Source organism: Sphaerotilus sulfidivorans, from assembly GCF_013426975.1.
GTDB classification, from domain to species: domain Bacteria; phylum Pseudomonadota; class Gammaproteobacteria; order Burkholderiales; family Burkholderiaceae_C; genus Sphaerotilus; species Sphaerotilus sulfidivorans.
In genome coordinates, this window is sequence record NZ_JACCPY010000022.1 from 36,876 (window position 1) to 56,490 (window position 19,615).

Annotated in this window: 20 protein-coding genes; 10 read left to right on the forward strand and 10 right to left on the reverse strand. The window is 71.3% G+C overall.

The window, feature by feature from the left end:
- Nucleotides 1-134 precede the first annotated feature (134 nt).
- The 3 genes from alr to HZU84_RS13370 all read left to right on the forward strand — a co-directional run bounded on the left by alr (nt 135) and on the right by HZU84_RS13370 (nt 2,454).
- A complete protein-coding gene (gene alr / locus HZU84_RS13360; RefSeq protein WP_149504269.1) occupies nt 135-1,247 on the forward strand; it encodes an alanine racemase in 1,113 nt (370 codons plus the stop codon).
- Between the two features lie 34 nt (nt 1,248-1,281).
- Nucleotides 1,282-1,872: a cytochrome b gene (locus HZU84_RS13365; protein ID WP_149504270.1), complete on the forward strand. Its 591-nt coding sequence runs from the start codon at nt 1,282-1,284 to the stop codon at nt 1,870-1,872.
- 78 nt (nt 1,873-1,950) lie between these two features.
- Nucleotides 1,951-2,454: an acyl-CoA thioesterase gene (locus HZU84_RS13370; RefSeq protein ID WP_149504271.1), complete on the forward strand. Its 504-nt coding sequence runs from the start codon at nt 1,951-1,953 to the stop codon at nt 2,452-2,454.
- Nucleotides 2,455-2,463: 9 nt separating this feature from the next.
- On the opposite strand, the gene HZU84_RS13375 is transcribed toward HZU84_RS13370, so the two are convergent.
- Together HZU84_RS13375 and HZU84_RS13380 are read right to left on the reverse strand one after the other, a co-directional pair.
- Nucleotides 2,464-3,393 (reverse strand): DUF4394 domain-containing protein, encoded by a 930-nt coding sequence (locus HZU84_RS13375; RefSeq protein WP_244954301.1) that lies wholly within the window; start codon nt 3,391-3,393, stop codon nt 2,464-2,466.
- Between the two features lie 98 nt (nt 3,394-3,491).
- The gene (locus tag HZU84_RS13380; protein ID WP_149504272.1) at nt 3,492-4,121 is read right to left on the reverse strand and encodes a LysE family transporter; all 630 of its coding nucleotides are present in this window, start codon (nt 4,119-4,121) and stop codon (nt 3,492-3,494) included.
- A gap of 52 nt (nt 4,122-4,173) precedes the next feature.
- Between HZU84_RS13380 and radA the strand changes: the two genes are divergently transcribed.
- On the forward strand, nt 4,174-5,553 hold the full coding sequence (gene radA, locus HZU84_RS13385) for a DNA repair protein RadA (RefSeq protein WP_149504273.1): 1,380 nt from the start codon (nt 4,174-4,176) through the stop codon (nt 5,551-5,553).
- A 232-nt stretch (nt 5,554-5,785) separates the two neighbouring features.
- Complete coding sequence (locus HZU84_RS13390) at nt 5,786-6,229, forward strand: hypothetical protein (RefSeq protein ID WP_149504274.1); 444 nt, start codon at nt 5,786-5,788, stop codon at nt 6,227-6,229.
- An 18-nt stretch (nt 6,230-6,247) separates the two neighbouring features.
- Here HZU84_RS13390 and HZU84_RS13395 read toward each other — a convergent pair whose 3' ends face one another.
- From HZU84_RS13395 to ppnP, 3 genes are all read right to left on the reverse strand, one after another.
- The gene (locus HZU84_RS13395) at nt 6,248-8,602 is read right to left on the reverse strand and encodes an ATP-binding protein (RefSeq protein WP_149504275.1); all 2,355 of its coding nucleotides are present in this window, start codon (nt 8,600-8,602) and stop codon (nt 6,248-6,250) included.
- A gap of 17 nt (nt 8,603-8,619) precedes the next feature.
- A complete protein-coding gene (locus HZU84_RS13400; RefSeq protein ID WP_149504276.1) occupies nt 8,620-9,135 on the reverse strand; it encodes a putative pterin-binding protein in 516 nt (171 codons plus the stop codon).
- Nucleotides 9,136-9,246: 111 nt separating this feature from the next.
- Nucleotides 9,247-9,570: a pyrimidine/purine nucleoside phosphorylase gene (gene ppnP, locus HZU84_RS13405; RefSeq protein ID WP_149504277.1), complete on the reverse strand. Its 324-nt coding sequence runs from the start codon at nt 9,568-9,570 to the stop codon at nt 9,247-9,249.
- Between the two features lie 191 nt (nt 9,571-9,761).
- Between ppnP and HZU84_RS13410 the strand changes: the two genes are divergently transcribed.
- Nucleotides 9,762-11,504 carry a long-chain-fatty-acid--CoA ligase gene (locus tag HZU84_RS13410; protein WP_149504278.1) on the forward strand — a complete coding sequence of 581 codons (1,743 nt, stop codon included), beginning with the start codon at nt 9,762-9,764 and terminating at the stop codon, nt 11,502-11,504.
- Between the two features lie 5 nt (nt 11,505-11,509).
- Here HZU84_RS13410 and HZU84_RS13415 read toward each other — a convergent pair whose 3' ends face one another.
- The 3 genes from HZU84_RS13415 to HZU84_RS13425 are packed head-to-tail and all read right to left on the reverse strand — an operon-like array spanning nt 11,510 to nt 13,945.
- Nucleotides 11,510-11,731, reverse strand: a complete 222-nt coding sequence (locus HZU84_RS13415; RefSeq protein ID WP_149504279.1) for a hypothetical protein — start codon at nt 11,729-11,731, stop codon at nt 11,510-11,512.
- A 14-nt stretch (nt 11,732-11,745) separates the two neighbouring features.
- A complete protein-coding gene (locus tag HZU84_RS13420; protein ID WP_219340945.1) occupies nt 11,746-13,185 on the reverse strand; it encodes a serine/threonine protein kinase in 1,440 nt (479 codons plus the stop codon).
- A gap of 16 nt (nt 13,186-13,201) precedes the next feature.
- Complete coding sequence (locus tag HZU84_RS13425; RefSeq protein ID WP_149504280.1) at nt 13,202-13,945, reverse strand: metallophosphoesterase family protein; 744 nt, start codon at nt 13,943-13,945, stop codon at nt 13,202-13,204.
- Nucleotides 13,946-14,100: 155 nt separating this feature from the next.
- On the opposite strand from HZU84_RS13425, the gene HZU84_RS13430 reads away from it, so the two are divergent.
- From HZU84_RS13430 to HZU84_RS13440, 3 genes are all read left to right on the forward strand, one after another.
- Complete coding sequence (locus HZU84_RS13430; RefSeq protein ID WP_149504281.1) at nt 14,101-15,129, forward strand: chorismate transformation FkbO/Hyg5 family protein; 1,029 nt, start codon at nt 14,101-14,103, stop codon at nt 15,127-15,129.
- 118 nt (nt 15,130-15,247) lie between these two features.
- Nucleotides 15,248-16,213, forward strand: coding sequence for a hypothetical protein (locus tag HZU84_RS13435; RefSeq protein ID WP_149504282.1), 966 nt, complete (start codon nt 15,248-15,250; stop codon nt 16,211-16,213).
- A 93-nt stretch (nt 16,214-16,306) separates the two neighbouring features.
- Nucleotides 16,307-16,699, forward strand: coding sequence for a hypothetical protein (locus HZU84_RS13440; RefSeq protein WP_149504283.1), 393 nt, complete (start codon nt 16,307-16,309; stop codon nt 16,697-16,699).
- A gap of 49 nt (nt 16,700-16,748) precedes the next feature.
- On the opposite strand, the gene argF is transcribed toward HZU84_RS13440, so the two are convergent.
- Complete coding sequence (argF, locus tag HZU84_RS13445) at nt 16,749-17,711, reverse strand: ornithine carbamoyltransferase (protein WP_149504284.1); 963 nt, start codon at nt 17,709-17,711, stop codon at nt 16,749-16,751.
- Nucleotides 17,708-18,919, reverse strand: a complete 1,212-nt coding sequence (locus HZU84_RS13450) for an aspartate aminotransferase family protein (RefSeq protein ID WP_149504285.1) — start codon at nt 18,917-18,919, stop codon at nt 17,708-17,710. Before HZU84_RS13450 ends, argF begins: the two co-directional genes overlap by 4 nt.
- 332 nt (nt 18,920-19,251) lie before the next feature.
- On the opposite strand from HZU84_RS13450, the gene HZU84_RS13455 reads away from it, so the two are divergent.
- A complete protein-coding gene (locus HZU84_RS13455; protein ID WP_149504286.1) occupies nt 19,252-19,590 on the forward strand; it encodes a DUF3579 domain-containing protein in 339 nt (112 codons plus the stop codon).
- Nucleotides 19,591-19,615: the final 25 nt, after the last annotated feature.

Below are 19,615 nucleotides of genomic sequence, written 5' to 3' on the forward strand. Positions count from 1 at the left end.
CCACGGTGCGGCCACGGCGCCGCTTCGGCGCGGCGCGGTTATAGCATGCAGGCCCAAGCCGCCTGCCGAGGCGATTCCCCGAGACGGCCGGATCTGCGGAATCGGGCGGAGCGGGCTGGCACAATCTCGCGATCATGCCCCGTCCGATCGAAGCCCTCGTCCATCCCGACGCCCTCGCCCGCAACCTGGCCAGCGCACGCCGGCGCGCACCCGACGCCCGGCTGTGGGCGGTCATCAAGGCCAATGCCTACGGGCACGGCATCGAGCGCATCTGGCCGGGCCTGCTCGGTGCCGACGGCCTGGCGATGCTCGACCTCGACGAGGCGCAGCGGGTGCGCGACCTGGGCTGGCGCGGCCCGGTGCTGCTGCTGGAAGGCTGCTTCGAGCCGCGCGACCTCGAGCTGTGCTCGCGGCTGAACCTCTGGCATGTCGTGCACTGCGACGAGCAGATCGACTGGCTGGCCGCGCACAAGACGCACCAGCCGCACCGCGTCTTCCTGAAGATGAACAGCGGCATGAACCGCCTGGGCTTCACCGCAGCGCACCTGCGCAGCGCCTGGGCACGGCTGGACGCGCTGCCCCAGGTCGACGAGATCTCGCTGGTGACGCACTTCTCCGACGCCGACGGCCCGCGCGGCGTCAAGCATCAGGTCGAGGCCTTCGTCCAGGCCACCCGCGACCTGCCGGGCGAACGCTCGCTGAGCAACAGCGCGGCCATCCTGCGCCATGCGGCCGCCGCCGACGTGCGCGCCGACTGGGTGCGCAGCGGCATCCTGAGCTACGGCAGCGCGCCCGACTTTCCCGAGCACGACATCCACCACTGGGGCCTGGTGCCGGCGATGACGCTGCGCTCGCGCCTGATCGCGGTGCAGCAGCTGCAGCCCGGCGACAGCGTCGGCTACGGCAGCCGCTTCGTCGCCGAGCGCGCGATGCGCATCGGCATCGTTGCCTGCGGCTATGCCGACGGCTATCCGCGCCTGGCCGACAGCGGCACGCCGGTGCTGGTCGATGGCGTGCGCACCGGCACCGTCGGCCGGGTGTCGATGGACATGCTGGCGGTCGACCTGACGCCGGTGCCGGCGGCCGGCTTCGGCAGCGAGGTCACGCTGTGGGGCCATGGCCCGCGCGGCACGCAGCTGTCGATCGACGAGATCGCGCACGGCGCCGGCACCATCGGCTACGAGCTGATGTGCGCGCTGGCGCAGCGTGTGCCGGTGCGCGTGGTCGATCTGGCGCCGCAGGACTGATTCCCCCCTCGAAGATGAAGACTGAACTCCGCCGATGCCCGCCCTCCACACTGCCTCTCCGGCGCCCGCCGCCGCCCGTCCGACGCTCTACGGACCGATCTCCCGCCTGGCCCACTGGGGCGGCGCCCTGCTGACGATCGCGCTGCTGGCACTCGGCCTGATCGCCGAGGAGCTGCTGCCTGACGGTGCGCTGCGCAGGAAGCTCTGGGCCTGGCATGTCGGACTGGGCATGCTGGCGCTGCTGCCGCTGCTGCTGCGGGCGCAGTGGAGCGTGCTGGCGCTGCTGGCCGGGCGCCGTCCGGCACCGCTGTCGGCCCCGGGCCCGCTGCGCTGGCTCGAGCACGGCGTGCATGCGGGCCTGCTGGCCGTCATGCTGGTGATGGCCTTCAGCGGCCCGCTGATGTACTGGAGCGAAGGCGAGCCGGTCCATGTGCTGGGCTGGTTCTCGGTGCCCTCGCCGATCGAGGCGAACGCGGCGCTGCACTACTACAGCGGCCGGCTGCACGAGCTGGGCTCGAAGCTGATGCTGGCGCTGCTGGCGCTGCATGTGGCGGGTGCGTTGCGCCACGGCCGCAGTTCGCTGCGTCGCATGGCCGGGCCGCGGCCGCAACAGTCAGCGCGCTGACACCAGGCTGACGGCACCAGGCACGACTGGTGCAAGATGGCGGAGACTCCACCACCGACCTCACGGTCTGCACCCTCCATGGATCTCCCCTCCCACCAGCTGACGATGACGGTGCTGATGACGCCGGACATGGCCAACTTCTCCGGCAATGTGCACGGCGGCACCATCCTGAAGCTGCTCGACCAGGTCGCCTACGCCTGCGCCAGCCGCTATGCCGGCCGCTACACCGTCACGCTCAGCGTCGACCAGGTGATGTTCCGCCAGCCGATCCACGTCGGCGAGCTGGTCACCTTCCTGGCCAGCGTCAACTACACCGGCACCTCGTCGATGGAGATCGGCGTGAAGGTGGTGGCCGAGAACATCCGCACCCAGGTCGTGCGCCATGCCAACTCGTGCTTCTTCACGATGGTGGCGGTCGGCGACGACGGCAAGCCGGTGCCGGTGCCGCCGCTGCGCCCGTTCAACGCCGAGGAGAAGCGCCGCTGGGCCAATGCCCAGGCCCGGCGCGAGCTGCGCACCGAGATGGAGCAGCGGCTGCGTGCGGTGCGCACCCAGCCGCCCGCTCCGGCCAGCGCAGGCTGAGCGGCAGCCTCAGGGCTCGATCGCCAGGCCGCGGATCGGCGCACCGGTTGCGACCGGGCCGATGCGCCGGGCCTGGCCGCTCTTCAGGTCGACCCGGTAGAGCCGGGTGCGGTCGGTGCGCAGCGCCGCCAGCGCGGTGTTGTCGATGTCGGCGATGTCGAAGGCCGCATCCGAGACGTCCTTCACCCCGAGCGGCCCGACGGTGCTCAGCAGCCCGGTGTTGGGCGAGACCGCCGGCGTGGCGCCTTCCAGCGAGCCCTGCATCACCAGCGTGCCGGCCGCCTGGTCGATCGCGTAGTTGGTGGTCAGCTTGTCGCTGGTCTTGTTGTAGGTGTAGCCGGCGGCATCGATGCGCGGCGTGCGGCCGCGGGCCGGATCGCCCTCGGCATAGCGCAGCGCGCCGTCGGGCTGCAGGCCCTCGGCCTTCGGGTCGCCGTCGACCAGCGCGCCGGTGTCGGGATGGGCCCGCAGATTCACCGCGGCGCCGACGATGCGGATGCGGTCGGCGGCCGGATTGAAATCGAAGCCGATCGGCCCGGACGGCAGCGCCAGCGCCAGTGGCGCACCGGACCCCACCGGGGTGAGCTGACCGCTGCCGGTGTCGACGGTGTAGAGCCGGCCCTGGCGGGTCAGCAGGTACAGCACGCCCCGCGCGACCCGGAAGTCGATGCCGACCACCTCGTCCCCGGCGGCCAGACCGCGCAGCGCGACCTGCTGCTCGATGCGGTCGGGGCGGCCTGCGCGCACCAGCTGCAGCTGGTGATCGGCGCTGACGAGCCAGACGCGGTGTTCGCGGGCCTGGGGCGAGAGGCCCTCGGCGGTGATCGCCTCCGGCGCACGCGGCCGGGGCGGCATGCCGGCGCAGGCCGACAGCAGCAGAGCCGCAGCCAGGGCCGAAACGACCGGAGAGAAGGACGGAGCAGGACGGGAGCGCTTCATGGACGGCCTTTCATGCCGGAGAAGAACAGCCCCGGCACCGGCCCATCGGCAGCGCGGCGCGCGCCTTGAGCCCGGGCAGACCCGCCGCCCGGCCGCGTTCAGGCTGCGCGCCGGAACATCGCCAGGAAAAGGCCCGCAGCCACGAACAGGCCGCCGAAGCTGCGGTTCATCCAGCGCAGCTGGCCCGGCGTGCGCAGTGCGCCCAGCACCCGCGAGGCCAGACCCACATAGCCGGCCATCACCACCAGATCGGTGAAGGCCAGCGTCAGCGCGATCGTCAGGTACTGCGGCACCAGCGGCTGCGCCTGATCGATGAACTGCGGCATCACCGCCAGCAGGAAGACGGTGCCCTTCGGATTGACCGTGTTGATCATCCAGCCGCGCAGCACCAGGGCCAGGCGCGAGGTGCCGGCGCCGGTGTCCTCGGCCGACACCAGCGGTGCCTCGGCGGCGCGCCACTGCTGGATGCCCAGCCAGACCAGATAGGCCACGCCCAGCCATTTCAGCATCGAGAAGGCCCAGGCCGAGGTCGCCATCAGCGCGCCCAGGCCGACCGAGACGACAAGCACCTGGGTCCAGATGCCCAGCACCAGTCCGATGACGATGGCATAGCCACGCCAGAAGCCATGACGCACGCCGGCGCTCATCGACGCCACCGCGCCGGGTCCGGGAGACAGGCTGATGGCCCAGCAGGCCGCGAAGAAGGTGATCCAGGTCGAGAATTCCATCGCGGCGTTGTAGCACAGCCCCCGCGGCAACCCGCGCAGCGACAATCCCCCCATGGCCCGTGACAAGACGCTCTACACCTGCCGCGAGTGCGGCGGCACCAGCCCGAAGTGGCTGGGCAAGTGCCCGCACTGCAATGCGTGGAACACCCTCGACGAGACCGTCCCTGAGCCGGCGGCCGCCGCCGGTGCGGCCGGGCGCAACACCCGCTTCCAGGCGCTGGCCAGGAGCCAGCCGGTGGCCACGCTGGCCGACATCGAGGCGGCAGAGATCGCGCGCACGCCGACCGGGCTGGAGGAACTCGACCGGGTGCTCGGCGGCGGCATCGTCGAGGGCGGCGTGGTGCTGATCGGCGGCGACCCCGGCATCGGCAAGAGCACGCTGCTGCTGCAGGCGGCCGAGGCGCTGTCGCGGCAGATGGGCGTGCTCTACGTGACCGGCGAGGAGTCCGGCGCGCAGGTGGCGCTGCGTGCGCGCCGCCTCGGCCTGGAGGGGCTGCAGCTGCGCCTGCTGGCCGAGATCGGCCTGGAGCGCATCCTGGCGACGCTGGCGGCCGAGCAGCCGGCCTTCTGCGTCATCGACTCGATCCAGACGCTGTTCTCCGAGCAGCTCAGCTCGGCGCCGGGCTCGGTCGCGCAGGTGCGCGAGTGCGCCGCGCAGCTCACCCGGGTGGCCAAGTCGAGCGGCTGCACCATCGTGCTGGTCGGCCATGTCACCAAGGAAGGCGCGCTGGCCGGTCCCCGGGTGCTGGAGCACATCGTCGACACGGTGCTCTATTTCGAGGGCGACACCCATTCGAGCTTCCGGCTGGTGCGCGCGATCAAGAACCGCTTCGGCGCGGTCAACGAGATCGGCGTCTTCGCGATGACCGACAAGGGCCTGAAGGGCGTCACCAACCCGAGCGCGATCTTCCTGTCGACCCAGGGCGAACCGGTGCCCGGCGCCTGCGTGCTGGTGACACTGGAGGGCACGCGGCCGATGCTGGTGGAGATCCAGGCGCTGGTCGATGCGGGCGGCCCGAGCCCGCGCCGGCTCAGCGTCGGCCTGGACCGCGACCGGCTGGCGATGCTGCTGGCGGTGCTGCACCGCCACGCCGGGGTGTCGTGCGCCGACCAGGACGTGTTCGTCAATGCGGTCGGTGGCGTGCGCATCGGCGAGCCGGCGGCCGACCTGGCGGTGCTGCTGGCGATCCAGAGCTCCTTGCGCGGGCGGGCGCTGCCCAAGGGCTTCATCGCCTTCGGCGAGGTCGGCCTGGCCGGCGAGGTGCGCCCGGCCCCGCGCGGCCAGGACCGCCTGAAGGAGGCCGCCAAGCTCGGCTTCTCGGTCGCGCTGGTGCCGCGCGCCAATGCGCCGAAGAAGGCGATCGAGGGGCTGACGGTGCATCCGGTCGACCGCATCGAGCAGGCGATCGAGGTGCTGCGCGGCCTCGACTGAAGCGGACCGGTGGTGGGGTCGGGCTGGGCTGTTGCCGGATCCTTATTGACATTACCAGTTGTTTCACAAGGCTCGCAGCAGGACCGCTGCTACTACACTTTCCGGTTGTTCCGCCTCCTGCCGGCGCCTCGCCCCCCGATTCACGGGGCAGGTCGATCGACCGGATCCCGACAAGGGGGCGGCCCATTCCTCCGGCGATAAGATCTGGTACATGAAAGTTTCCAATCAACGCTTGCTGAACGCGACCCTGGTGGCGGCTGCCCTGATCGCAGGCTGGACCATGCTTGGCTGGCAGGGTGTGGTGCTGGCCATCACGGTGATCGGCTTCTGGATGGTGCTGCAGTTCAACCGCGCCACCCGGCAGATGCGCAATGTCGCCGACCGGCCCAAGGGCATGGTCGACAGCGTGGTCACGCTGCAGTCGAAGCTCGGCCACGGCATGAGCATGGCCGACGTGCTGTCCATCACCAACAGCCTGGGTCAGCGGGTCCAGGGCACCCATGGCGACTGGATGTGGCGTGACAGCTACGGCAACCAGATCGTCGTGACCTTCCGCCGCGGCGGCGTCGAACGCTGGGCCGCTACCCGCACCGATGGCGGCAATGCGCAGCAGGCCACGCCGGATGCGGCCACGGCCACCGGCAGCCCCCGCCAGCCCAGCGCCGCAGCCGCCTGACCGCCTGGCGATCGCGATTCAGCTCGGCACGACCCAGCCGAGCTTGATGCACACCTCTCGCGCCTGGTCGATCTGCTGGCGCAGCAGTCGCGCTAGCTCCTGACGCTGCGCGGCCTCGTCCGGCAGACCGCGCTCCTCGATCTGGCGGGCTGATTCGGCCAGCTGGCGCAGCCCCAGCGTCGCGGCCGTGCCCTTGACACGGTGCGCCGCGGCGCCGAGGCCCTCGATCTGCTCGTGATCGATCCGGTCGAGCAGGTCGGCCAGCGTGCGGCTCTCGTCGGCGAAGAAGGACTGCAGCAGCGAGCGCAGCCGCTCGACGCCCAGCATCGCGCAGGTGTCGGTGATCAGCTCCAGATCCAGCACCCGGCCGGCATCGCCACGCCGGGGCCTCGACTTCGTCGCGGGGCGCGCCTCCACCACGGCGGCGGACACCGGCGGCGGACGCACTGCGGCCACCGCTGCGCTGCCCACCGAGCGGGCACCGAAGTGGCGACGCAGCATTTCCTCGACATCGTGGACCTGGACCGGCTTGGCCAGGAAATCGTCCATGCCCGCCGAACGCGCGCGATCCCGCGACTCCGCGAAGGCGTCCGCCGTCAGCGCGATGATGCGGGTGGCGCCGGCGGGCTGGGGCAGCTGGCGAATCGCCCGGGTCGAGGCCAGGCCGTCCATGTTGGGCATGTGCACATCCATCAGCACCAGGTCGAAGGGCGAAGCTTCACGCTGGCGCACCTGCTCGAGCGCCTCCCGACCATCGAGCGCCAGGCTGACCCGGTGCCCGAGCCGCTCCATCAGCACCTGCATGTACTTGCGGTTGACCGGATGATCGTCGGCCACCAGCACCTCCAGCGCGCCCGTGCCGGTGTCTGCCCCCGGAGCGGGCGCAGCCGCATCGATCCGGGCGCCGCCGACGGCCGGCGCAGCCGCCTCGGCCACCGGCGACTCCAGCGGCAGCAGCGGCAGCAGCACGCTGAAGGTGCTGCCCTGCCCGGGCTGGCTGTCGACCCGGATGTCACCGCCCATCATGCGCACCAGCTCGCGCGAGATCTCCAGGCCAAGACCGGTGCCGCCGAAGCGCCGGCTGATGCTGTCGTCGCCCTGGCTGAAGCGCTGGAACAGCCGGCCCAGCGTGGCGGCGTCCATGCCGATGCCGGTGTCGATGATGCGCAGCCGCGTCAGTGCCATGCCGCCCGGTGCGGCGGGTGGCAGCGCGTCGATCAGCAGCCGCACCTGGCCCCGGTCGGTGAACTTGATCGCGTTGCCGACCAGATTGAAGATCACCTGCTTGAGCCGCTTGCCGTCGACCTCGACGCGCTGGTGCAGCGCCGGATCGAGCACCGTCTCGAACTGCAGCCCCTTGGCCCGCGCCTGCGGTCGCATCAGGGCCTCGACCTCGGCCAGCAGGCGCGACAGGTCGACCGGATGGGGCGACAGCTCGAGCCGGCCCGACTCCAGCTTGGACAGGTCCAGCACATCGTTGAGGATGGCCAGCAGGTGCTCGCCGGACTGGCGCGCGATCTGCAGATGCTCGCGCTGCTGCGCATCGAGCGCGGAGCGGTCGAGCAGCGACATCATGCCCAGCAGGCCGTTGAAGGGCGTGCGCAGTTCATGGCTCATGTTGGCCAGGAAGGCGCTCTTGGCCCGGTTGGCCTGCTCGGCCTCGGTCTTGGCCTCCTCCAGCCGGGTGGCGAGCTGCTGCAGCGCCTCGCGGCGGCGCTCGAGCGCACGCATCTGCCGCACGACGATGCCGGCGAACAGCAGGATCAGCAGGCACTGGAACAGGGTCAGCGCGATGCCGATGCGGTTCTGCTGGCGCACGCCCTCGTTGCGGCTGACGATGCCCGCGCCCACCGCCTGGTTCGACAGCAGCGACAGATCGCGCACCGCCGGCGCCAGCGCCTCGTAGTCGGCGATCACCGCCTTCAGCGCGGCCGGGTCCAGCGGCTGGGGCGCCTCCGGGCCCAGCACGGTATCGACCCGCTCGACCATGCCGTGCAGCAGGCCCATCACCCGGTGATGCTCGGGCAGGTCGGGCATGACCTCGCGGGTGCGCTGCGGATCGACCAGGCTGATGCGGCTGACGAAGATGTCGTAGCGCTCGCGAAGATCCGTCTCGGCCAGATCGCGCTGCGCAGGCGGCAGGGCGGCGCCGTCGCGCGCGAAGTCGCGCAGCTGCTGACCCAGGCGCAGGTATTCGGTCTCGAGCTGGAAGAAGCTCCAGACGATGTTGTCGCCCTGATAGACGACATTGGCGCTGAGCAGGCGCAGCGACTGCGCCTGCAGCCAGGCGATGCCGCCGAAGACCAGCGCCAGCAGCAGCGCCATGACCGCCAGCAGGCGGCCGACCCGCCGCGATCCGGCCGGGGAAGTCACCGAGGCGGCCGTCCCGCTCACTCGACCTCGATCACCTTCAGCTGCCAGGCCGAACGGCTGTAGTAGCGCTCGCTGCGCAGCGTCTCGTCGGCATCGAAGGGATAGATGATGAACAGCGGGCCCTTGTCGCGCACCGGCATCGGCTTGTCGTCGAGCAGCCGGGCCAGCACCACCGGGTAACGCGAGGCGTCCTCGACCGGCAGCTCGACCTTGTAGTCGTTGAGCGCGATCGCCCGCAGCGTGCGGCCCTGCGCGCCGGCGGCGGCCAGCACATCGCGCAGCAGCGGGCCGGTGAACTTGCGAGCCGTCGGGTACCAGGGCGTCTTGGTCGAGAAGCTGTGCTGGGGCATCGCCGCCAGCATGTCCATGTCGAACTGGGCGGTCTCGCCGGCATTGCGGATGCCGATGCGGCCGGAGATCGTCAGCACGACCCGGCCCTTGGGGGCCGGCAGCGCGGCGCGGACGACGCCCGGCAGCAGGGGCAGTGTGGTGGCGGCAGCCGCCGCAGCCAGAAGACGACGACGATGCATCATGAGAGCGATCTCCAGGGCAGTCGCACGACACGCACGTGCGGCGCGGATGATGCCCGAGGAACCCTCAGGTATCACGTGCCGATGACACGGGGTCGATCGGCCGCAAGACGATCAACCGAAGTGGCAGATGTAGTGGTAGGGCTCGCCCTCGACGCGGATCTCGAAGCGGGCGTTGCCCGGCACGCTGAACTTCTCGCCAGGGCCGAAGGTCTGCCACTCGCTCGCGCCGGGCAGCAGCACGCTGCACGAGCCCGCCACCGTCTCCATGATCTCCGGCGCGCCGGTGCCGAACGTCAGCTGCGCCGGCAGGATCACGCCCACGCTCTTGCGGGTACCGTCGGCGAAAGTGACGGTGTGGGAGACGCAGCGGCCGTCGAAGTAGACATTGGCCTGGGTCGAGACGGCGACGCCGTCGAGCTGTGCGGTGATGCTCATCGTGAAAGCCGCCGGAGGGCGGACAGCAAGGGGAAAGCGTTGCGGGATTGCAGCCGCCGATTCTAGGCGGGCACAGGCCTGTCCCGACCGCGACAGCGCCTCCGGGACGCCCCGATGCCGGCCGCCCGCGCCCGCGCCTACGCTGCAGCCCTGCTCCCCCTGGAACGACCCGACCGAGCGCGAGGTTCACGATGCCGATTCCCGCCGACCGTCCGCACCTGAAGCACTGGCCCGCCCGCCTGCCGCGCGAGCTGGCGGTGCCCGACACCACGCTGTGGTTCAACCTCGAGGTCGCCGCGCAGCGCTGGCCGGACAAGCCCGCCTGGAGCTGCCTGGGCCACGACTGGCGCTGGCGCGAGGTGCGGCGCCAGGCCGAGGCGCTGGCCGGCTGGCTGCAGGCGCAGGGCGTGGGCCGCGGCGACCGGGTGGCGCTGTTCATGCAGAACTGCCCGCAGTTCGTCGTCGCGCTGTACGCGGTGGTGCGTGCCGACGCGGTGGTGGTGCCGGTCAACCCGATGAACCGCGCCGACGAGTTCGGCCACTACATCACCGATCCGGACACGAAGGCGGTCATCTGCGGGGCCGAGCTGGCCGAGGTGGTGCGCCAGGCCGACGCGCGCCTGCCCGAAGCGCAGCGCCTGCGCGCGCTGCTGGTGACCGGCTGGGACGACGTGCTCGGCCCGGAGCGCCGGATCGATCCGGACCTGGCGGTGCCGCCGGCGATGCAGGCGCTGCTGCAGGCCGAGCCGCCCCTGCCCGAGGGCGCCACCCGCTGGGCCGACGCGCTGGCCGCCGGCCTGGCGCCGGGACCGCACCTCGCCCGGCCCGACGACCTGGTGCTGCTGCCCTACACCTCCGGCACCACCGGCCTGCCCAAGGGCTGCATGCACACCCACCGCACGCTGATGCCCAACATCGTCGGCGGCTCGCTGTGGAGCCATGTCGGCGCCGAGTCGGTCACGCTGGGCGTGGTGCCCTTCTTCCACATCACCGGCATGGTCTACGGCGTGCTGGCGCCGGCCTGGAGCGGCGCGACGGTGGTGGTGATGCCGCGCTGGGACCGCGTGCTGGCCGGGCGGCTGATCGCGCGCCACCGCGTCAGCCACTGGACCTGCATCCCGACGATGATCATCGACCTGCTCGCCAGCCCGGAGGCGGCGAGCCTGGACCTCTCGAGCCTGCGCTTTCTCAGCGGCGGCGGCGCGGCGATGCCACAGGCGGTGGCCGAGCGGCTGCAGCGCGACTTCGGCCTGACCTTCGCCGAGGGCTACGGCCTGACCGAGACCGCCGCGCCCAGCCACGCCAATCCGCCCGAGCGGGCCAAGCTGCAATGCCTCGGCCTGCCGCTGTTCGGCACCGACGCGCGGGTGGTCGATCCGGTCACGCTGGCCGAGCTGCCCGCCGGCGAGGTCGGCGAGATCGTCACCTGCGGGCCGATGCTGTTCACCGGCTACTGGAAGCACCGGGCCGCGACCGAAGCGGCCTTCGTCGAGCTGCCCGGCATGCCGGGCCGGCGCTTCTTCCGCACCGGCGATCTCGGCCGCATGGACGAGGAGGGCTACTTCTTCCTCACCGACCGGCTCAAGCGCATGATCAACGCCAGCGGCTTCAAGGTCTGGCCGTCGGAGGTGGAGCTGCTGCTCTACCGCCATCCGGCGGTGGCCGAGGCCTGCGTGATCGGCGCGCGCGACGCCTACCGCGGCGAGACGGTCAAGGCGGTGATCGTGCTGCGCGCCGAGGCCCGCGGCCAGGTGGGCGAGGCGGACATCATCGCCTGGGCGCACGAGCACATGGCCGCCTACAAGGCGCCGCGCCAGGTCGAGTTCGTCGAGACGCTGCCCAAGTCCGGCACCGGCAAGGTGATGTGGCGGCTGCTGCAGGACCACCAGCGCGCCCGCGAAGGCGAAGGCGAAGGCGGACGCGAGCGCGCCTGAACTTGTCAGCCGGGCCGGCGGCGCAGCAGCGCCCAGCCCGCGCCCCACAGCAGCAGGCAGGCCAGCCAGCCTGCCAGCGTCAGCTCGGCGAAGGCGCGCAGCCCGTCGATCTCGCAGTGGCGGCCGAGCCAGGCCTGGCCGGGCTCGCAGCCGAAGGCCAGCAGCGCAAAGGCGATGCCGGGGCCGAGGTGCAGGATGGCCAGGCCGTGAAAGAGGATCTTCAGCATGCGTCGTCGAGGGTTCAGGATTCCTCGTCGCCCTGGGCGGCCGGCCGGCGCACCACGGTGACGGTGCAGTCGGCATCGGCCACCACCTTCGACGAGACGGTGCCCAGATAGCGCCTGAGCGTCGAGCGCGCGCGCGCGCCCATGATGATGTGGTCGACCTGGGTGCGACGCGAGAACTCGAGCAGCGCCTCGGCCACGTCCGGCGCCTCCAGGACATGGAAGGTCAGCCGCCCGGTGCCCAGCGCCAGCGACTGCGCGATCGGCCGGGCCCAGTGCTTCAGGCCGACCAGCTGCTTGACATGCAGGCTGTTGCCGGAGCGGTCGGTCAGCTCGTCCATGCCGATGCGGTTGGTCTTCATGACGCCCACGCAGGCCAGGCGCGCGCCCGGCTCGGCCGCGACGATGCGCCGCACCGTCTCGCGCTGCAGGTCGAGCAGCGGCTCGGTGGCGTTGCTGACATCGACCGCGGCCAGGATGATCGGCGCGCGCTTGAGCTGCTCGCCCACCGAGGCCCGCGCGGTCGGCTCGGCGCCGAGCGAGCCCAGCCAGCGCCGCCAGGTCTGCAGCCGCCCTGGCGTGGTGTCGCGGCCGGCGCGCTCGGTCAGCGCCATCTGGTCGGGATGGCTGAGATCGTGCATCAGGTGCGCGGCGCTGGGATGGCGGTCCTCGGCCTTCACCTCCAGGCAGCGCAGGATGATCTCCTGCAGCCACGGCGGGCAGTCCGGCCGCAGCCGACGCGGCGGCACCGGCGCCTGGTAGAGCCGCTCGCGCAGGCCGCGCACGCTGGTGGGCGCGCCGAAGGGCCGCTCGCCGGTGGTCAGGTGGTAGAGCATCACGCCCAGCGCGAACAGGTCCGAGCGCGGCTCGCTGCGCAGGAACTGCACCTGCTCGGGCGACATGTAGGGCCCGGTGCCCATCGGCAGGTTGAACTCCTCGTCGAGCAGGTCGGGCAGGTGGTCATGGCGACTCAGGCCATAGTCGACCAGCACCGCCTCGCCGCCCGGACGGAACAGGATGTTGCTCGGCTTGATGTCGAGATGGATGACGTTCTGGCGATGCAGGTCGTGCAGCGCCGCGGCCACCCGCGCGCCGATCGAGGCGATCTCGTCGACCGGCAGCGGCGCCGCATCCAGCTTCGGGCGCAGCGAGTCGCCGGCGATGTGCTCCATGACGATGTAGGGCCGGGTCGCGAAGTCGCCCTTGGCGATGAAGCGCGGCACATGCACGCCGCGCAGCATCGGCAGGATCATCATCTCGACCTCGAAGCCGACGATGGTGGCCGGATCCTCGCCGCCCTTGATGCGCGGCACCTTCATCAGCATCGGCAGCCGATGATCGGGATGCGTCACCCGCCACAGGCTGGCCATGCCGCCCTGGTGCAGCCGCTCCTCGAGCAGGAAGCCGTCGACCAGGTCGCCCACGCCGAAGTGCATGCCGAACGCGTCGCTGTCCATCGCCGCCCTCCCCCGCTCAGGCGCCGACCAGCAGCCGCTCGCCCAGCGCGCGGGGCAGGCCGGCGGCGATGATCTTCGCGGCGGTGGCCTCGTGGTCGTAGGGCACACGGTGGAAGGTCAGCGTCTGGCGGCCCAGATCGAACATCGCCCAGGCCGCGGCCGGATTGCCGTCGCGCGGCTGGCCGGCCGAACCGGCGATCGCCAGCCACTGGCGATGGCCCGGCACCGGCACCGCCACGCCCGGCACCGGCGAGAAGTTGGCGATCTTGCCGACGCTCGACAGGTGATAGAGCGCCGGCTGGTGCACATGGCCGCAGAAGGTGTGGCGGCAGTCGGTGGCCATCATGCTGCGCACCGCCTCGTTGCGGCCCAGGATGTACTCCCAGCCGGCCGGCGCCCAGGCATTGGCATGCACGAACAGGCAGCCGAACTCCTCGCGGCGCATCGGCAGCCGGCCCAGGAAGTCGAGCTGCTCGGCCGAGAGCTGGGCGCGGGTCCACTCGATGGCGCGGCGCGCGTCCTCGACCAGGTTCGGATTGGGCTCGCCGGCCACCGCGTCGTCATGGTTGCCGCGCACCGCGATCGCGCCCTGCGCGACCAGGTCCTGCACCATCGTCACCACCCAGGCCGGATCGGCGCCATAGCCGACGAAGTCGCCCAGCAGCGCGATGCGGTCGGCGCCATGCAGATGGGCCTGCTCGAGACAGGCCTCGAAGGCCTCGCGGTTGGCGTGAATGTCGGTGATCAGTGCAATCTTCATGTCGATGTCTCCCCGGTCGGACACGCTGGCGTGCCCCGGCATGGAATCGAGTGTAGACCGCACCCGCGCCGGCCAGCGGCCGCTGCGGATCCGCAGCAGTCTGGCCGTCATGTCGCTCGCCTAGAATCGGCGCGTTCCCGAGATCGCCGCGACCCGTGACCCTGAGATTCGAGCGACAGCCGCCCGCTGCGGCCTGCCCTGCCCCCTGCGCCACCGGCGCACCGCCTGCGGCCATCGTGCTCGGCGAGCGCTGCCATGACAGCGACGCGGCACTGGCCCGCGCAGCCGGTCTGCCCCGGCTGCTCGCGGGCGAGCCGCCCTGCGCCGAGCGCTGGCTGAGCCCGGTGTCGCCGGCCCGGCTGCGACAGGGCTGCACCGGCCGGGTGAGCTGGCGCAGCGACGGCCGCTGGCTGCACGCCAGCGCGCGCATCGAGGTGCAGAGCGGCGCCCAGCTGCGCGAGCACACCCGCGCGCTCTACGCCGACCTGTTCGAGGTGCTGCGGCTGCAGGGCGGCCCCGAAGGCGGCATTCGCCTGCATGCGCTAAAGATCTGGAACTATCTGCCGCACATCACGGCCGATCTCGACGGGCTGGAGGTCTACCGGCACTTCAACATCGGGCGCCAGCAGGCCTTTCTCGAGGCCGGCCTGAGCGCCTTCGAGGGCGCACCGGCCGCCTGCGCGCTCGGCCACCATGACGGGCCGCTGACGGTGCATGTGCTGGCCGGCCCCGAGGTGCCGCGCCCGGTCGAGAATCCGCGTCAGGTCAGCGCTTACCACTATCCATCGGCCTACGGCCCGCGCAGCCCGACCTTCTCGCGTGCGGCGCTGGTCTCGCTGGCCCCCGACGAGGAGACGCTGCTGGTCTCTGGCACCGCCAGCATCGTCGGCCACGAGACCTGCCATGTCGGCGACGTGGCCGCACAGACCGCCGAGACGCTGCGCAATCTGGAGGCGGTGCTGGCCTCGGCGCACCGGCAGACCTCGGCCCGCTTCGACCTGCGCCAGATGGACCTGACGGTCTACCTGCGCGATCCGGGCGATCGCGCGACGGTCGAGGCGGTGCTGGCGCAGGCGCTCGGCGCCGCGGCGCCCGGCCTGCGCAACGCGCTGTGGCTGCATGCCGATGTCTGCCGCGCCGACCTGCTGGTCGAGATGGAGGCCCAGGGCCATGCGCGGTGCTGAGCGCGCGGCCCCCGAATCGGGTGCGTTCACCCGGGTGACTGGCGGTTCCACGCAACCCTGGGCACACTGGCCGGATTGAAATCATGAAAGACCGCCAGACCGGGCGAAGGAAAAACGAATGAGTCACGACCGATCGAATCTTTCGCATCCCGAAGCCCGGCGGCGTCTGCTGCTGGGCGTGCTGGCGCTGTCCCCGCTGGCCGCGGCACCGCTGCTGGGCGGCTGCACCACCACGCCGCCGCTGTCGCCGATTCCCCCGACCGAGAGCACCCAGCCGGCCGCCGCGGCGCTGCTGGCCGAATCGGCCGCAGCCCACGGTCTGAGCGCCTGGCGCCGGGTGCGCGATCTCAGCTTTTCCTGCCGAGGCGAGTGGCGCACGCTGGTGGACCGACTGCAGCCGGAGCTGGCGGATGCACGCTTTCGGGTCTCGTCCGAAGAGCGGCTGATGCCGGCGGAGGGCCTGATCGCCCAGATCCACACCGGGCCCGGCGGTCACAAGCATGTGCTGCGCCGCCAGGGCCGCGGCGAACGCGACACCGGCAGCGTCGAGGTGGCCTACAACAGCCTGAACACCCGCGATGCCGCGCTGCTGCAGGCCAGCGCGCTGGCGGCCGACAGCAGCCGGCTGGGCCTGCTCGGCCCGCTGGCGCTGGTGGACGGCGCGCACACCCTGCGCCTGGCCGGCCTGGAGCAGGTCGGCGAACATGCCTGCGAGCGGCTGATGGTGCGACTGAGCCCGGGCCTGGGCCTGTCGCCGGTGGACCAGCTGGTGCTGTGCATCGACCGGCGCACCCGGCTGATGCGCCGCGTGCGCTTCACGATCGACGGCCTGGCCTCGGCCCGCGGCACGCTGCTCGAGCTGGACACCCGCGATTTCCAGAACATTCACGGCATCGAGTGGCCGACCCGCTTCCACGAGCGCATGCGCCGGCCGGTCCCGCACCTGCCGGTGCGCGACTGGCAGCTCACCGGCCTGGACATCAATCGCGGCATGAAGGCCGAGGATCTCGGCGGCGGCCGCTTCTCGGGCATGGCGCGGGGCGCGGCGCGGGCACTGCCCGGCGCGGCGACGCCCACGACCTGAAATGCCGCCACGCGACCATGCTGCATCGCAGCATGACTGAGGCGATCGGCCTATGATGGACGGGTCACGCACTTCCCGGACAGTCCGTCGCCCATGTCGCCCCATCTGCACCATCGACCCGACGCGCTCTGGGTCGCCCAGATCGAGAAGCTCTGCGAGGAGCTGAACCTGCGCATCGCCCGGCTGGCCCTGATGCTGGGTGTGTCGCTCGACGACGAGGCGCAGCTGGCCCGGCTGCTGGCGCCGGTGGCGCGCCCGGACGGCCATGACCGCCCCAGCGAACGCCATGAGGCCGATGCGCGCACCGAACTGCGCGGCCTGCTGCTGCTGCGCGGCGAACTCGAGAAGCGCTGCGTCGACGAGTTCGGCCCGGTGACCGCCGGCGAGATGCTGATCGATGTCGAGGCCGCCATGGTGCGCCACGGCTTCACGCCGGGCGCCGACGGCCTGGACCTGCAGCGCCTGTTCGGCTCGGCGTCGGCCTGAGCCGGCCGAACAGGCGCGGCCTGCGTCAGCGCCAGCGCCAGCGCCAAGGTCAGCCGATGCGGCCCAGCAGCAGATACTCCATCAGCGCCTTCTGGACGTGCATGCGGTTCTCGGCCTCGTCCCAGACCACCGACTGCGGGCCGTCGATCACCTCGGCGGTGACCTCCTCGCCGCGGTGCGCGGGCAGGCAGTGCATGAAGAGCGCGTCCGGCCGGGCCACCGCCATCATCTCGGCATCGACGCACCAGTCGGCGAAGGCGGCCTTGCGGGCCTCGTTTTCGGCCTCATAGCCCATGCTGGTCCAGACATCGGTCGTGACCAGATCGGCGCCGCGGCAGGCCTCGCGCGGATCGGTGAAGACCTTGTAGCAGTCGCTCGATCGCACGCCGGCCACCTTCGGATCGACCTCGTAGCCGCTGGGCGTGCTGACATGCACCGTGAAGCCCAGCGTCTCGGCCGCCTGCAGCCAGGTGTTGGCCATGTTGTTGCCGTCGCCGACCCAGGCCACCACCTTGCCCTTCAGGCAGCCCAGGTCGTAGCCGTTCGCCCCGACCGGCGCGCGGTGCTCCAGGTAGGTGAACAGGTCGGCCATGATCTGGCACGGGTGGAACTCGTTGGTCAGCCCGTTGATGACCGGCACGCGGCTGTGCGCGGCGAAGGCCTCGATCTTGGTGTGCTCGAAGGTACGGATCATGACCAGGTCGGTCATGCGGCTGATGACGCGCGCCGAGTCCTCGATCGGCTCGGAGCGGCCGAGCTGGCTGTCACCGGTGGTCAGGTGCACCACCGAGCCGCCCATCTGGTACATGCCGGCCTCGAAGCTGACGCGGGTGCGGGTGCTGGCCTTCTCGAAGATCATCGCCAGCGTGCGGTCGGCCAGCGGCTGGTAGCGCTCGTAGTTCTTGAAGCGGCGCTTGATCAGGCGCGCGCGCTCGAACAGGTAGGCGTACTCCTCGGCTCGGAAGTCCTTGAACTGCAGGTAGTGCTTCATCAGGCTGTTTCCGGGTTTCATGCTGCGGCGGACTCGGCGAGGAAGGTCTTGATCACGGGCACCAGGATCGCGACGATCTCGTCGGCCTCGGCCACGCTCAGCGTCAGCGGCGGCACCAGGCGCACCACGCTGTCGGCGGTCACGCTCAGCAGCAGGCCGGCCTCGAGCGCGCGCGTCAGCACCACGCCGCAGGGCCGGTCGAGCTCGATGCCCAGCATCAGGCCGGCGCCGCGCACTTCGGTCACGCCAGCCACGCCGGCGAGCTCGCGCTCCAGCGCCGCCTTCAGGTGCGCGCCGACAGCCGCGGCGTTCTCCAGCAGGTCCTCTTCCTCCATGATGCGCAGCGTCTCGATGCCGGCGCGCATCGACAGCGGGTTGCCGCCGAAGGTGGTGCCGTGGTTGCCGGGCTTGAAGATGTTCGCCGCCCGCGGACCGCACACCACCGCGCCGATCGGCACGCCCGAGCCCAGGCCCTTGGCCAGCGGCATCACGTCCGGCTGGATGCCGGCCCACTGGTGGGCGAACCACTTGCCGGTGCGGCCGATGCCGCACTGCACCTCGTCGAGCATCAGCAGCAGATCGTGCCGGTCGCACAGCTCGCGCACCGCGCGCAGGTAGTCCCAGCGCGCCGCATGGATGCCGCCCTCGCCCTGGATGGTCTCGAGGAAGACCGCAGTGATGTTCGGGTTGGACTCGACCGCGGCGCGGATCGCGTCGAGGTCGTTGAGCGGCACGCGCACGAAGCCCTCGACCAGCGGGCCGAAGCCGGCCTGCACCTTCGGGTTGCCGGTGGCCGACAGCGTCGCGATCGAGCGGCCGTGGAAGGCCTTCTCGAACACGATCACCTCGGGGCGCTCGATCCCCTTGTCGTGGCCGAACTTGCGCGCGAGCTTCAGCGCCGCCTCGTTGGCCTCCAGGCCGGTGCTGCAGAAGAAGGCGTTGGTCAGGCCCGACAGCTCGACCAGCCTGGCCGCGAGCTGCTCCTGGCCGGGGATGTGGTAGTAGTTCGAGCAGTGGATCAGGGTCGCGACCTGCTCCTGCAGCGCGGCGACGAACTTCGGGTGCGCATGGCCCAGCGTGTTGACCGCGATGCCGCCCAGGCCGTCGAGGTACTCGCGGCCGGCCGAGTCCCAGACGCGGCAGCCTCGGCCTCGCACCAGCGCGATCGGCAGGCGGCCGTAGGTCGTCATCACGTGGGGTTCGGCGATCGTCGCGGACTCGGCGGTCATCTTGGGGCGCTCCGTGGAGGGGGTGAAATCCAGTCGGGAAAAATGCAGAAGGCGCCGCACGAGGACGGCGCCCGACCCATTGTAAGGAAAGCCGACGACAGCACGCCGACAGACGCCTGAGCGATACTCGCACCCCGCGCGCCAGTGCCGGCGCGCAAGAACCGCACAGACCGAGACGCAGAGACCCGGCGCCGCCCGCGGTGCCGGCCGACATCTGCCCTGACTCCGCGGCCGTTCCGTCCTGCACCGATTGCTGCTGCGCTGCAGCACAATAGCGGGCTGACGGGCGGCCGCATGCGCTTGTCACCGCAAGCAGAACAAGGCAGCAGCCCGTGACGAACAACTCGAAACCCAAACCCCGCGAAGTCTTCATCCAGGGCATCACCCGCGACGGCCGCACCTTCCGTCCGAGCGACTGGGCCGAGCGCCTGGCCGGCGCCATGTCGTGCTTCCGCCCCGGGGGCGGCAGTCGCTCGGGCATCGGCTCGGCGATCGGCTACTCGCCCTACTGCATCCCGACCGTCATCGGCAGCACCAAGTGCGTGGTCGTCAGCGAGGCGCTGAAGGACATCGAGCCGATGGCCTGGGACTTCGTGATGAACTTCGCCCGCGACAACGACCTGCAGGTGATGGAAGCCTGCCTGATTCCGGATCCCCCGAAGAAGGGCTGAGGCCCGGGGCGCGCCGCACCGCCCT

Coding starts and splice junctions, on each gene's coding strand:
- HZU84_RS13365 (WP_149504270.1), top strand. CDS start 1,282: ATGCCCGCCCTCCACACTGCCTCTCCGGCGCCCGCCGCCGCCCGTCCG.
- HZU84_RS13420 (WP_219340945.1), bottom strand. CDS start 13,185: ATGGACAGCGACGCGTTCGGCATGCACTTCGGCGTGGGCGACCTGGTC.
- HZU84_RS13450 (WP_149504285.1), bottom strand. CDS start 18,919: ATGACCGCCGAGTCCGCGACGATCGCCGAACCCCACGTGATGACGACC.
- HZU84_RS13410 (WP_149504278.1), top strand. CDS start 9,762: ATGCCGATTCCCGCCGACCGTCCGCACCTGAAGCACTGGCCCGCCCGC.
- HZU84_RS13440 (WP_149504283.1), top strand. CDS start 16,307: ATGTCGCCCCATCTGCACCATCGACCCGACGCGCTCTGGGTCGCCCAG.
- HZU84_RS13375 (WP_244954301.1), bottom strand. CDS start 3,393: ATGAAGCGCTCCCGTCCTGCTCCGTCCTTCTCTCCGGTCGTTTCGGCC.
- alr (WP_149504269.1), top strand. CDS start 135: ATGCCCCGTCCGATCGAAGCCCTCGTCCATCCCGACGCCCTCGCCCGC.
- HZU84_RS13370 (WP_149504271.1), top strand. CDS start 1,951: ATGGATCTCCCCTCCCACCAGCTGACGATGACGGTGCTGATGACGCCG.
- HZU84_RS13380 (WP_149504272.1), bottom strand. CDS start 4,121: ATGGAATTCTCGACCTGGATCACCTTCTTCGCGGCCTGCTGGGCCATC.
- HZU84_RS13435 (WP_149504282.1), top strand. CDS start 15,248: ATGAGTCACGACCGATCGAATCTTTCGCATCCCGAAGCCCGGCGGCGT.
- HZU84_RS13415 (WP_149504279.1), bottom strand. CDS start 11,731: ATGCTGAAGATCCTCTTTCACGGCCTGGCCATCCTGCACCTCGGCCCC.
- HZU84_RS13425 (WP_149504280.1), bottom strand. CDS start 13,945: ATGAAGATTGCACTGATCACCGACATTCACGCCAACCGCGAGGCCTTC.
- radA (WP_149504273.1), top strand. CDS start 4,174: ATGGCCCGTGACAAGACGCTCTACACCTGCCGCGAGTGCGGCGGCACC.
- HZU84_RS13400 (WP_149504276.1), bottom strand. CDS start 9,135: ATGATGCATCGTCGTCGTCTTCTGGCTGCGGCGGCTGCCGCCACCACA.
- ppnP (WP_149504277.1), bottom strand. CDS start 9,570: ATGAGCATCACCGCACAGCTCGACGGCGTCGCCGTCTCGACCCAGGCC.
- argF (WP_149504284.1), bottom strand. CDS start 17,711: ATGAAACCCGGAAACAGCCTGATGAAGCACTACCTGCAGTTCAAGGAC.